This is a genomic window from Candidatus Omnitrophota bacterium (assembly GCA_028716565.1).
Classification (GTDB): Bacteria; Omnitrophota; Gorgyraeia; order Pluralincolimonadales; family Pluralincolimonadaceae; genus Pluralincolimonas.
The window spans coordinates 64,319-77,550 of sequence record JAQUPL010000008.1; the positions used below are offsets into that span (position 1 = coordinate 64,319).

Annotated in this window: 15 protein-coding genes; all 15 read right to left on the reverse strand. The window is 48.6% G+C overall.

Annotation, left to right across the window (positions count from 1 at the left end; genetic code table 11):
* Positions 1-102: 102 nt before the first annotated feature.
* On the reverse strand, positions 103-1,446 hold the full coding sequence (locus tag PHO67_07635) for a chloride channel protein (protein ID MDD5547003.1): 1,344 nt from the start codon (positions 1,444-1,446) through the stop codon (positions 103-105).
* 177 nt (positions 1,447-1,623) lie between these two features.
* A complete protein-coding gene (locus PHO67_07640) occupies positions 1,624-1,863 on the reverse strand; it encodes a thioredoxin family protein (protein MDD5547004.1) in 240 nt (79 codons plus the stop codon).
* A 9-nt stretch (positions 1,864-1,872) separates the two neighbouring features.
* Positions 1,873-2,823 (reverse strand): permease, encoded by a 951-nt coding sequence (locus PHO67_07645; GenBank protein MDD5547005.1) that lies wholly within the window; start codon positions 2,821-2,823, stop codon positions 1,873-1,875.
* A 9-nt stretch (positions 2,824-2,832) separates the two neighbouring features.
* On the reverse strand, positions 2,833-3,135 hold the full coding sequence (locus tag PHO67_07650) for a DUF134 domain-containing protein (protein MDD5547006.1): 303 nt from the start codon (positions 3,133-3,135) through the stop codon (positions 2,833-2,835).
* 120 nt (positions 3,136-3,255) lie between these two features.
* Entirely contained in the window at positions 3,256-4,590 is a 1,335-nt protein-coding gene (locus PHO67_07655) for a carbohydrate porin (protein ID MDD5547007.1), read from the reverse strand.
* On the reverse strand, positions 4,587-5,645 hold the full coding sequence (locus tag PHO67_07660) for an asparaginase (GenBank protein ID MDD5547008.1): 1,059 nt from the start codon (positions 5,643-5,645) through the stop codon (positions 4,587-4,589). Before PHO67_07660 ends, PHO67_07655 begins: the two co-directional genes overlap by 4 nt.
* A gap of 29 nt (positions 5,646-5,674) precedes the next feature.
* Complete coding sequence (aspT, locus tag PHO67_07665) at positions 5,675-7,360, reverse strand: aspartate-alanine antiporter (GenBank protein MDD5547009.1); 1,686 nt, start codon at positions 7,358-7,360, stop codon at positions 5,675-5,677.
* A gap of 9 nt (positions 7,361-7,369) precedes the next feature.
* Positions 7,370-8,959, reverse strand: a complete 1,590-nt coding sequence (locus PHO67_07670) for a bifunctional aspartate transaminase/aspartate 4-decarboxylase (protein ID MDD5547010.1) — start codon at positions 8,957-8,959, stop codon at positions 7,370-7,372.
* A gap of 280 nt (positions 8,960-9,239) precedes the next feature.
* Positions 9,240-9,551 carry a hypothetical protein gene (locus PHO67_07675; protein MDD5547011.1) on the reverse strand — a complete coding sequence of 104 codons (312 nt, stop codon included), beginning with the start codon at positions 9,549-9,551 and terminating at the stop codon, positions 9,240-9,242.
* Between the two features lie 3 nt (positions 9,552-9,554).
* Positions 9,555-9,833, reverse strand: coding sequence for a hypothetical protein (locus PHO67_07680; GenBank protein MDD5547012.1), 279 nt, complete (start codon positions 9,831-9,833; stop codon positions 9,555-9,557).
* A 338-nt stretch (positions 9,834-10,171) separates the two neighbouring features.
* Positions 10,172-10,537 carry a NifB/NifX family molybdenum-iron cluster-binding protein gene (locus PHO67_07685; GenBank protein ID MDD5547013.1) on the reverse strand — a complete coding sequence of 122 codons (366 nt, stop codon included), beginning with the start codon at positions 10,535-10,537 and terminating at the stop codon, positions 10,172-10,174.
* Positions 10,534-11,130, reverse strand: a complete 597-nt coding sequence (locus PHO67_07690; GenBank protein MDD5547014.1) for a class I SAM-dependent methyltransferase — start codon at positions 11,128-11,130, stop codon at positions 10,534-10,536. The genes PHO67_07685 and PHO67_07690 overlap by 4 nt, the downstream gene beginning before the upstream one ends.
* Positions 11,131-11,427: a DUF134 domain-containing protein gene (locus tag PHO67_07695; GenBank protein MDD5547015.1), complete on the reverse strand. Its 297-nt coding sequence runs from the start codon at positions 11,425-11,427 to the stop codon at positions 11,131-11,133. It lies immediately after the preceding gene.
* 141 nt (positions 11,428-11,568) lie between these two features.
* Positions 11,569-12,327: a zinc transporter ZupT gene (gene zupT / locus PHO67_07700; GenBank protein ID MDD5547016.1), complete on the reverse strand. Its 759-nt coding sequence runs from the start codon at positions 12,325-12,327 to the stop codon at positions 11,569-11,571.
* A gap of 149 nt (positions 12,328-12,476) precedes the next feature.
* On the reverse strand, positions 12,477-13,232 hold a 756-nt coding region (locus PHO67_07705; protein ID MDD5547017.1), incomplete at its 5' end, for a metal ABC transporter permease.

A 13,232-nucleotide genomic window follows, 5' to 3' on the forward strand; every position in this document is an offset into this window, starting at 1 on the left:
AATATGTTTTCTATTCTCGGACCCTTTTAATTACTTCATAAGTATAACATATTTTTTTTGAAAAACAACCTTTAATCGCGGCGTGGACGGAAGAAATAAAGGCTATATTCTCCCCTTGATGATTTTGATTATTCTCAATAACATCCCCGTAAGACTCTTCCTTCTCGGATGGTATTCAGGATAAAGCTCTTCGATAACCTTCCCCGTTTCCACTTCTATGGATGAGGATTTCTTTACAGCGAGGACTTGGGACGGGTAAACACTTCTATGGCCGGTCATCAGAAAGCTTATAATACACCCTAGAGTGGCGTAAGGAGCTACGGTGGGCCCAAAGAGTTCGACCGCCATAATACTTGCCGCTATAGGCGTATTAGCTGCCCCCGCTAATAGGCTGACCATGCCGATCGCGGCGAAAGTCGCTACATCAAGGCCTAAGAATTTCGCAAATACCACCCCTGCTGCCGAACCGACAAAAAATATCGGCGTAACTATGCCGCCGCTTCCGCCAAAATTAAGCGTAACGCTTGTGAAAATTATCTTTAATATAAACGCGTACCAGATAATATTCACCCCTTGCAGGCAGGATTGGATTGTATCCAAGCCGAGGCCGAGATATTGTTTCGAAAATATCAGCGCCAGGACTACAATGGCAAAACCGCCGATAAGACCTTTTAACGGCTTCCATACCCTGACCTTATTCGAAAGCTTTTCGGCTAATTTCAATATCTCTATCATGAACGCGGCGCATAAGCCGAAAAAGATTCCGGATAAGACTACTTTAATAAAAAATGCGTTGCTGAAGATGGGAATGAGATTTATCTGGCCATGAAAATAAGTTATTCCAAGGGACGAGGAAACGTGGTAGCTGATTATTCCTGCTATAAAAGAGGGCAAAAGGACGTCATATAATATACTGCCTACAAAAAGCACTTCGACGCCGAATATAGCGCCGGCTATGGGTGTGCCAAAAACCGAAGCGAAACCGGCGCTTATGCCGCATATGACCAGTTTTCTCCTGTCTTTGTCGTCAAATCTAAAAATATCCGCGGCAACGGAGGAAAGCCCGCCTCCTATTTGAGCGCACGGTCCTTCCTTCCCCGCCGAGCCCCCTGCCGCTATAGTAATGATCGTCGTGATAAGCTTGACGGGGATGACCGCTGCTTTTATCTTTCCTGCGTGCTTATGTACAGCTTCGATAACCTTCTCTGTCCCATGGCCTTCGGCGTCAGGCGCCAGATATTTGATCATTAGGGCACTTAAAAACAACGCGAGTGGCAGTATAAGGAAATAATAGTTATACTTCCCGCTAAATGCCGTGCTCCAGTTCAGCATCTTCAAAAACAGGGTCGTAGACAAGCCGACAATGATCCCTATGAATGTCGCAAGGACGACCCATTTTATGATACTGATAAAAAGGACTGTTTCTTCCGCTAATCTTCTTCTCAACTTATCATGCCGCCCTATTTTGCTAATTTATTATTCCAAAAAACATGACCGAACCCCAAACAATACCTAATGCCAAACCGGATACCTCCAAATCTTGCTATGCCATGGCAATCTTTCTTTCCATTGGCCAAGAAATTCTATATACAGGTATTAATTATAGTCCCGATGCGGGGATTATCAAGGGAATTTAACCAGGATTTTCTTTATTTCTTCCTTGCTCAATACCTTGCCAGCTGATACCACAGCACCATCTACCGCCAAAGCAGGTGTCGTCATTACGCCATATTCTACAATCTTTCCGATATCTGACATTTTAGAGATCTCTGCGGAAATGTTTAGCTCTTTTACCGCTGCCTCGGCGTTTGCCGTAAGCTGTTTGCACTTCGGACAACCCATGCCTAAAATTTCTATTTTCATCATTTCTCCTTATTTCAGAATAAGATTAAACAGATACCCCGTAAATATAATTCCTATACCTACAACCGAAGCAAAAATTATAAGCAACTTCAGCTTCATGGCTTTTCGAAGTATTATAAACTCCGGCAGCGAAAGCGCGGTTACCGCCATCATAAAAGAGAGCGCCGTCCCCATAGCTACGCCTTTTTCGGTCAATGCACTGACGAGGGGGATAACGCCTGCTGCGTTGGAATAAAGAGGAATACCAATGAGCGTCACCAAAGGCACGGCAAACCAATTTCCCCTACCCGCATACTTTGCAAGAAAATCCGCCGGGACATAGCCATGAATCCACGCCCCTAAACCGATGCCAAGAATGACATAGAGCCATATTCTTTTCAAGAGATCCCCTGTGTATTCCTTGGCATAAGCGATCCTATCATTAAATGTCACCCCGATTGATTGAGCACAGCACGTTTGCTTTTTATGATCGAAATGTTCAACCAACTCTTCGACTTTAAGCTTTCCGATCACTAATCCAGAAAAAATAGCTATAACAAGTCCGCTGCTAATATAGATAAAAGATATTTTCCATCCAAAAAGCCCCCACAACATAACCAGCGCCACTTCATTGATCATGGGCGAGGCAACTAAAAATGAGAATGTCACTCCCAAAGGAACTCCTGCCTCTACAAAACCCAAGAATAAGGGAACTGCGCTACACGAACAAAATGGCGTTACGATCCCTAAAAGTGCCGCAAGTACGTTACCCCAATAACCTTTTTTTTGGCTTAAAATCGCCCGGGTTTTCTCTGGCGAGAAAAACGTCCGTATGATGGCGACAGCGAAGATAATGACGGTCAATAAGAAGAATATCTTGATCGTGTCATAAAGAAAAAAATTCAGGGCTTCGGTAAAAAGGGACCCTTGACGCATCTTAAAAATATCATAAACCAGCCGATCAATTATCGGTTTAATCATGGCTAATCCTCATCTTCTTTTCTTAATAATCTCGCAACAGCCGCCTTCAATGCTTATGGTTTTAATATTCACTAATCCATCAGCTATCTTTCTATGAGCCGAAGTGACAATGCGAGAAAACGTGGGCCTGGAAATCTTCATTAATTTTGCAGCATCGACCTGCTTCAATCCTTCAAGGCAGGCCAGGCGCACGGCCTCAAACTCATCGAGCGTCAAATAAACGCCTTCCAGTTTATTTAAGGGTTTACAGAGCGGCTTAAAGCACCTTTCACCCGGAACACATTTTACCCATCTGGTTTTCTTAGGCCTCAAAATAGTCTCCAATTATTATGAACATATGTTCATAATAATTTTAACATATTATTTTATTTCGTCAATGAAAATTTAATAAGAAATTGGATTATACTATATCAAGGATTTTTGGGACGTGACCTAGAAATCAAAGCTTGCCTCGAACCCCAGGACCAGGGCATTGTCGACATCGCTTTTGCCGTCGGGATTAATTATATACTGTATATCGGGGGTGACGTAACACCACGGCCCCAGTTGGAACCTGTGGTCCAGTTCAAGGATCATTTCGTCGGTCTGGCCTTCCAGTTTGTCGCTGAAATGGCCGAGGATGAAACAGAAAGCCGTGACATCGCGGTTGCGGTTGGGCGGCAGCCCCTGATAAACAAGGCCTGTGGCTATCTGATAGGTTTGCGGGTTTATGTCATCCTGCGGGGCCAGCATGCCGGCGCCCCATACCGTGAGCCCTTTAGGCCTGTCAAGCGGCAGGGCCGTCATCTGCGGGTCATGCGGTTTTTTGAGGCTCTCTGACATCTTCGCGCCCGATCTCAGATGGGACGGGCCTTCATATTCAGGCCACTCGCCTTTGTATATCATCTTGTCCGCCACGAGATAAAATCCGTAATTGCCGTGATTCCGGATATCAGGATTTGAGAGGTATGTAAAGCTGCTTGACTCATAGTAGCTTCCGAACGATATCCCCCCGGGAGTTATCAGGCCCTCCCTCTCCTGCCCATGCCTGTAAGTTATCTGTCCGACGGTAAGATAGCCCTTATCCGTCCTCAAGCTGAAATCAGCTCCGTTTTTATTGGGTTCCGCTACGCTCGGGTCCGCGTCATATAAACCGGTGATAACGCTCCAGTCTTTGTTTGGCTGGAAAGTGGCCCTTGTGCCCCATGCGGCAGTGCGATAATGCGGGAAAAAGATGTCGGAAGGGATAGCACCCAACCTTCCGTCGACCGCGCTCGTCAGGTAATATTTGAACATCGGCGAGACGGCAAGGATATCTCCGGCAAAAATGCGGCCGGCCTCCAGGTTGAAAGTATCGTCAAGCACCGACTTCGAAAGTTTGAGCTCGCCGAAGTAGTAGTCGCCGGACGTAAATACCTGCTGCGGGCTGTAGAAAGACCCTATAGGGACCGTTATATCCCGGCCGCTCGCCAGGAAGTTGCTTACTTTAAGCGACAATCCCTGTATGGAAGCTATCTTCTCGAAATCCAGCACGGCAGCAAGCGAAACAAATCCGGAATAATCCGTGGTCTGTTTGAGCCCGCCCGAAGGGTTACCTCCTGTATCCGTGGTGTAGTTCGAGGAAACGCTTATTCCGGATCTTTCTAGTGAATCGCGAAGGCCTCCCCAATTGCCCGTAGCGGTTTTTTGCGACAACCAGCCGTCGAGCGCCGAAGCGTTTGCGGCGGTTGCCGAAAGGACAAGCAACAGTAAGATAACTGCCGCCGCTACTTTTTTATCCGGGATCACCGTTTGAAATATCCCTTGATCTTAGATACGTCGCCTTTTTCTTTCGCGATCGCGAGCATTAAAAGCAGCCGCGCCTTCGCGCCGGTAAGGTCGCCGCCTAATATGGCGCCGTCTTTTTCCATTGTCGCGCCACCGCCCTGGTCCCCGTACATCGGCCAGACGCCGCTGTGATATACGCTCGTGGTTATGACGACGGGTATGCCTTTTGCCATCGCGTATTTGACGGCTTCATAAACTTTCTCGTTGACATTGCCCGCGCCGACAGCATCCACCACTATCCCCTTTGAGCCGTGGTCCGCCGCGAAACGCACGAACGAGCCGTCATCGCCGGCAAACGTGCTTAAGAAAGCTACATCCGGCAATTTATCAGGAAGGGGAAGTTTTTGTTTTGCCGGGGCGACATTATAACGGATGACCTTTCCCATCACTATATAGCCGAGATAGCCCTTCTCTCCGGAATCGAAAGTCTGGACATTTGTCGAATTGGTCTTTACCACGTTCCTCGCGGAATTTACATACTGATTAAGGGTAATGGTAACGCCCCAATCTTGCGCTTCTTTCGAGCATACCTGCGTCACGGCATTGAGTATGTTCGCAGGACCGTCGGGAGAAACGTCGGATGCGTCGCGCATAGCGCCGACAAATGCTACCGGTTTATTGCTCTTCAACGTAAGTTCGAGGAAGTACGCCCCCTCGGCCATAGTGTCGGTGCCGTGAGTTACTACCGCTCCCTTGACCTTCGGGTCCGCGAGATGTGCGTCGACGGTCTTCGAAAGCTGGGCCCAGATCTCGGGCGTCATCTGGGAGCTGTCTATATTGCAGAGGTTGACCACTTCTATATTGGCGACCTTGCCAAGGCCGGGAACTGCAGCGATGAGGTCTTTGCCTGATACCGCGGGCACAGCGCCGCCGGTCTTCGTGTCTGTCTTTTCAGCTATAGTGCCGCCTGTAGTGACGATCACCACCGTCGGCAATTCCGCGTGGCAACGCGCGGCAAAAACCGCCAAAACCGCGATGCAGCAGATCGAAATCGCCGCGTATCTCGCCGTCTTCATGGTTCCTCCTTTTGTATGCGTCGCCTCGTTCACATCAGGTTTACGATAAGCGTCCCCCAGACTGTCAGGAGGACGTTCGCAAATGCATAAGGGGCTGCATATCCCAATACGGCCAATGGGCTGCCGGACGCTTCGATGACCACGTTAAGCGAGGCGGTACAGTTATGCGAACCTGTCGCCGCGCCTAATAACAATATCGGATTCACCTTCAGGACCTTCAGCCCTAAAATCATTACCACGATGATAGGCAGGGTCGTTACAGCGATACCTCCCATGAAAACCGAAAGGCCTGTTGTCTTGATCGCCTGCAGCGCCTGCGGCCCGGCAGCGACTCCCACACAGGCCACGAAAAGATTCAACCCAAGATCCCCAAGTATCCACTGCGCGCCGCCGGGGATCTGCCCGAAGGTGGGATGCAGCGACCTGAGCCACCCGCATAAAAGCCCGGCGACAAGGACGCCGCCGCCCGTGCCCAGCGTGATCGGAATGCCTAATATAGGAACGACTATAAGCCCTATGAGGGTACCTACTATACAGCCGACAGCCACGGTGACCAGGTCCGTCACGGTAGTAGGCCGCTCGGGGTATCCCAGGAACGCGATAGTCTTTTCGACATCTTCTTTCGCGCCGGTGATCTGCAGTATATCGCACTTATGCACAACCGTCCCAGGCATGATGGGCAGTTCATGGCCCTGCCTTATAGCCTTACGCAGGAATACCCCGTGCGCAAGCTTTAATTTTCCGAGCTCCCCCAGCGTTTTGCCCGCTACATTCTTATTCAGGACACAGACATCTATGACCTCGCCGGTCACGTCGATTACAGTCGCGCGGTCGACTTCCGGCCCTATAAGGTCCCCGGCATTTACCAAACGGGCTGTCGGGCCCATCACCAGCAAAGTATCATCGCGCGAGATGACTGTCTCCGGAGTGCTCTCAATGGCCTGGCCGCCTCTCATTATCTTATCTATCGCCGCTCTATTAGGTAAAAGAGACTCGACCTGGGAAATGCTCTTGCCCACTACCGCTCCGTTCAGGGCCCTGTAAGCCCTCATATCGAGCCGCTGCGTCCACGAGAAAGTCCCCTGGTTCTCCTCATCGGAGCCGGAACCGCCCATCTGTTCTTCCAGTTTTTTTGCTTCAGCCTTAAGGTCTATCTTGAACAGGACAGGCGCCAATTTAACGAGGACTATCGTACCGGCGGTGCCGAATATATACGTGATCGCGTATGCGATCGCCATATTGGAATCGAGCGCGTTCTTTTCGTCCGGCGTTACATCGAGGCGTTTGACGGCATCGCCTCCCGTACCCAGGGCTGCCGAGGTCGTCATCGAACCGGCGAACATGCCCGCGGTAGTGCCCTTGTCAAAATGGGCGGCCTTACCGATGAAGATCGCCGTCGCCAACGATGTTATAGCCACTGCGATCGTCAGCCAAAGATAATTCATGCCGTCCTTCTTGAGCGAGCCGAAGAACTGGGGCCCGACCTTGTAACCTACGGTAAATATGAACAGCGCGAAGCTTATGCTCTTCAGGATCGGCGGGATCGTTATGCCGACCTGGCCGACCACGATGGCAGCCAGCAGGATCGAGGCGGTCGAGCCGAGGGTGAAACCGAAGATTTTGAGCCTCTTTCCCGCAAAATATCCGATGGCAAGCGCCAGGAAGAGCACCAGTTCGGGATTGTTACGCATCGTCTCCAGGATATCATGCACCATGCAGGCCTCCTACTTTTTGGATTCTTTCCACGTATTGTAATAATCCTCGAGCAGTTCGCTTATGCCTTTGCCGATCTCCGTATAGGCGCTGTCGTCGAGATTGGCCAGCGACACCCTGATCGACATGTTCGGCGCATCGAAACCGCCGCCGTCCATAAGGACTATCGACTTTTCGTCCGCCAGCCTCCAAACGAAGTCTATCGGCTCAAAATTCTTGACCAGATAGTCCGCGAAATCCGCGTTATAGCGCGTCTTGGCGAGCTCCGGTATATCGATAGTCGCGTAGTAACGGGCGTCGTATTCATCATCCGGGGCTTTTACTCCGACGGCGGAGTAGAGGGCCTCGAAGCGCTTCTTGACGATATCCTGCGCCATCTTCTTGTAATCGCCCTTCTTGTCCATGAGGCAGTGCAGCGAAAACATCACCATCATCACCTGCTGCGGCGTCGAAAGCCCGGCGGTATGGTGCAGCGCTACCGAACGCGAATCGGCGACCATCCGGTCGATCAGTTTCATGTGGTCCGGGCCGAGCTCGACGGTGCAATAACGGGCGTGCAGCTCTTCCTTGTCGTCCGGCGGCAGGGCCGCTATGCGCTTATCGAAGACATTATCCTCGTGTATGCCTATTACGCCGAGGCGCCATCCGGTCGCCCCGAAATACTTGGAAAAAGAATACACGAGGACCGTGTTGCGCGGGGCTGCGGCGGCAAGCGACTTGAAACCGTTGACGAACGTGCCGTACACGTCATCGGTAAGTATTATGAGGTCTTTCCTGCGCGTCTCAACCAACTCCGTTATCTTATCGAGCGACTTCTGCTGGATGCTGACCGATGTGGGATTGGAGGGATTAACAAGGAAGAACGCCTTGACGGCGGGGTCGGCCAGTTTTTCAAGCTCCGAGTCCGGATACTGCCAGTCCGAATTCTCGTCCTGTTTCACCTCCAGCTCGATGAGTTCATAGTCGTTGAGCCTGGGTATTTCCAGGTAAGGCGTGAATATCGGCGTACCGATCGCGATCTTGTCGCCCTTATGTATCAGTTTATTTTCCGACAGGCTCGTAAAGATATAATCCATCGCAGCGGTGCCGCCTTCCGTGGCGAAGAGGTCGAATTTCCCTATCGGCGCGAGGCCGAACATCTCCTGCTCAAGATATTTGTGCACTATCTTTTCGCAGATCTCGAGCATCCTGTCGGGCGTGGGATAATGGTCGCCGAGGACGGCGTCCACCATCTCGTTTAAGAAATCATCGCCATCTATCTTCATGACCACGCAGACATAGTCAAATGCCTGGGCCAGGAACGCGGCGCCGGGCGCGCCGGAATTCTTGGCGAGATAATCCTTGAACCTTTTGGATAGCCCTTCCTTCTGCGCGACCGTCCCAAGGCCGGGCCTGTGGGGAGAGCGCTGGGATTCTGACAAGGCGAACATGCCGAACTGCAGGAAAGCTTCCCTCGGCGCTATGGCGACCCAGTTCGGGTTGCCCCTTCCGGCATTCAGCATGATCTTCTCGCGGCGCGTCTCGGCCATGCTGATCAGCTTATTCTTCAGTTCAAACGGGCTCAGGGCTTCATAACCTTTTTCTTCTTCCGAACGCTGCATGATGCGCTCCTTTCCAATAAAAAAGCGGCCCGTTTCCGAGCCGCCTTAAAATTTATACTTCTTTTTTATCCCCTCCATCGCGCTTCCTCTCTATAAGCGAATTCAATATATCTTAAACGTAGAAAATTGTCAAATTATAATTCGAAAGCGGCGGGCAAGACTAGCGATATTATCGCTAACATTTATTTGATTATAGCTGAGAGTGGATATAATTAGAGGCCTTGCTTCTTATAAATTTAAAAACAAGGCCTCTTCTTGACAGCTCTAATACAGTTTCTAATTACGCCCCTGCATACTTTGCTCTCTTACGCTTTCTTGCAGCTACTGCTACCATTACCCCCCATATTAGGAAAATGGACAGGGTCATCGGAACGCCAACCCTCAACATTTCCGGGAAGACTTCGGTAAGGCCAGCGGTCAGGAATGGCGGATAAAGAACAATTTCTCCGTGGGAGATATGTTCGACTGCTAACATTACCACTCCTCCCCACAACATCGAATTTAACCAATTGAAATGGTATTTTTCACTAGCTTTTTTCCCTACAGTAGTTGTCACTATTGCCGCGGCCGCTGGGACAAGAAAACAAGCCATCGGTTACCTCCTTTTTAAGTTTGAGATTAGAAGTAAAATTCCCCAGGTCATAAACACAGGCGCCAACATTGCTATTCCTAACATAACACCATTTTTGATCATTCCGTCTGTAGTCTTCTCCAAAAACGCTCCGCCTTCATATCCTAATATATGGTCGGTAAGAATCATTGCTGCCGCTCCCCAGAGCATTAAAGCTAGAAAACCTAACTTGTAATCCTTGGGTAAAACAAACTTACCTAAAGTCGCGCCCGCTGCCGCGATAGAAGTCGTTACTAACCACATCTCTTGCCTCCTCTCATTTTTTTAAACTTCCTTGTCTTATAATAGGACTAAATAACTGATTATATTTTGGGGTCCCTCTCCTGTTTCATGAGGGAAACCTCTCTTATTTAGCTGGTTTTATTATAAAGGTAATATTTTACCATATCAAGGATTATTGGGGATCGGAGAGGGATTCCCCTGCGGAATCGATATTAAACTTTCGCATATTGTGTAAAAGCGCGTCCCGGTCACCAAAAGTATCAAAAAGCACATCTTGGTTGATTAAAAATGAGACGCCCCACATACGGATAAAACGCTCCCATTTTGTTGAACCAACTGCAATAACTTGTACTTGCAAACTAATGGCAACCGTGCTGGGCGCAGGCGTTCTGCGCGGTTATCTCTTCGAGCTCGTTGCCTTTGAATTTCTTGATAATATCTGCAACGGTTTCCGCCGATGCCTTATAGGCCTTTATATTGGCTTCGTTTAATTTCTGCACCGCCCTCATTCCCATGCCCTGGCAGACAACCGCATCGATAGATGACAACCCTATTACGCCTAAAGGATGGCATGTGCCATGTGAATGATGGGCGTTGGTATTGTCAACGGTCTTCGCTTCATCCTTCTCGGTATCGTAAATGGTAAAATACGGTGCGCTGCCGAAATGCCCGTGGACTTTGGCGTTCAAGCCTTCCTTGCTTTCCGTCGGTATACATATCCTCATTTTACTTCTCCTTTTGTCGCTATCAGGACATACTGACAGCTGTCGTTGTGTTTTATTACGGCCATCCCGGACCTCTTTAACAATGCCACTATTGCGCCCAAAGACAATTTTGAACGCGGATGCGTATGGCCTTCCATCCCGTGTATCTTTTCCGCTATCCGTTCGCCTTTCCTGTTGAAATCCGTGATCACCAGCTTATTTTTGACCACCCTGGCCATCTCCTTAAGGCATTTTACTGGAGCTTTCGCGTGATGAAGAAAGTTCACGGAGATTACATTGTCAAATGCCATATCTTTAAATTTTAACCGCTCCGCGTTCATGATCTTAAGGGTTACCAGCTTATCAATCCCGAGCGCCTTGAGTCTTGACTTAGCGGTTTTCTGGGCTTTCCTGTCTACGTCTATCGAGACCAGGCTAAAGCCCCTTCTCGCCAAGGCAATAGCCATATGGCCGCTTCCCGTGCCGACCTCTAAAATGCTGCCATTGGCAAATCCGGCTTTTCTTAAAATGAACCTCCTTGCTTTAGGGATATCGTAACCGTGCCTCTTAAAAAACTTCAGCCTATCCTGGCTCTGTTTTAATAGATTATCCATTTAACCAACCTTCTTTACGGAGCCGCCTTCAATCTTTAGCGCCTTGCCGTTCAAAAGGGCATCCGCAATCTTTTTATGCGCTGAATTAACGATATTGCCGAAAGTTTGGCGCGAGATGTCCATCTTTTTCGCGGCGTCCTCCTGATATAGTCCCTCTAAATCCGCGAGCCTGACCGACTCTAATTCATCCAGAGCAAGATTCACCTCTTCAAGCATATCCAAAGGGATGCCGCGGGGTTTGAAGTAATTCGTATCCGGGCTGCATCTTATTCTTCTGCATCTACATGGCCTAGGCATATACTTTCCTTTCAGTTAGTTATTGGCATATGCTATATATTATCATGCCCCGCAGAACTTGTCAAGTCTTTCATTAAAATAAAAAGGCGCTGATACTGTCAGCGCCTGGGACCGTCGGCTAAATGTTCTGCTGTTATTTTTTTACATCAAGATAAGGCTTGTGGCCATTATAGCCATGCCTGTTATTACCCCTAATATAGATACATGATAGCCGTCGCTTTGGCAGGATAAAGGAAGTAGTTCATCAAAACTGATAAAGACCATGATTCCCGCGACAAACGCAAGCGAGAAAGATAAAACTGTCGGGTTTAAAAACGGCATTAACACCAATATCGCTATGACGGCACCGGCAGGCTCCGCGAAACCCGACAGAAAAGAATACCAGAATGCCTTTTTTCTGCTTTTTGTAGCGTAGAAGATCGGCATAGCAACGGCGATCCCCTCGGGTATGTTATGCAAGGCTATCGCGATGGCTAATGCAACGCCTAACTTAATATTTACCAGGGCGCTTATGAAGACCGCCATTCCTTCAGGAAAATTATGTATCCCTATGCCTATAGCGGTAAATATTCCTGCGGTCATGAGTTTTTTATCGTGTGTATCCGGCTTTATCCGTTCCGCGATATATTCGTGAGGGATAAGAAAGTCTAAGAGCATGACCAAGATAATTCCGCCGAAAAACGCGACATTGGCCTTAAGAGCACCTATATTGTTAATGGATGATGGCAGGAGCTCGACAAAAGAAACATATATCATTACCCCGCCCGATAATCCCAAGAAAAACTGAAGATAGCTTTTCTTGAAATCCCGGATAAAAAAAGTAATAAGCGAGCCTACTACCGTAAAAATACCGGCTAAGAAGCTTAATAATAAAGGCAGCCAAATTTTTGTATTATCCATATCCTTTTGAGCCTGTTTACTTAGAACCGCACGGTATAAGTATTATACCTTGGGATCCCTCTCCTATTAGCCGAGGGGAAACCTCTCGCATATGCAGATATGGATTATAGCCCAAATACAGGGATTATCAAGGAAATTTAGCCGGTCGATCAAATGGCCAAAAGTTTCTTTGCCAGAGCCGATACGACGAAAGTCATGCCAAAGGCACAAACAATACTTGCTCCGGTCGGAAGGTCGAAAAAGTAAGAGATAGCCATACCTAACGCACTGACAAAAAACCCCATCCCCCAGCCGAACATCAACCTTATTTTTGCATCATTCGAGAAGAGAATGGCGCAAGTTGACGGAACAATCAAAAAAGCGAACACTACCAGCACCCCGGCTATTTTGACAGAACTTGTGACAACGAATCCGAAAGATACGTAAAACAGAAAATCCCAGAATCTGACATTTAGCCCTTTCTTAAACGCTTCTTCCGGACTCTGGGAGATCAGCAAGAATTGTCTCCTGCAGTAAAAGTGAAACGAGCCGATGACTGAGTATATCAAGAATATCTTTATTATTTCTTTTGAATTAATAAGCAGGATATTGCCTACAAGAGCTTGCCTGATCTGTTCGTCGCCTTCCCCTGAACGGCTTAGGATGAGAATGAGCAGCGCGGCAGAAACAGCGTAGACAATACCAATAATAGCTTCCTGTGGAACGCGCTGTTTTCTAAAACGGGTTAAGGAAAAAATAGCCGCGCCGAGAATGGTAAACCCGAGCGACATCCAATAGGAGTATGCGCTATTGATGCTCAAACCGAAGACCAAAGCCAGGCTTGCTCCTACCGCGGCTATCTGGGCAAGCGCCAGGTCGACAAATATGACCTGGCGCTCTATTACATGTAAACCCAAATACGCATG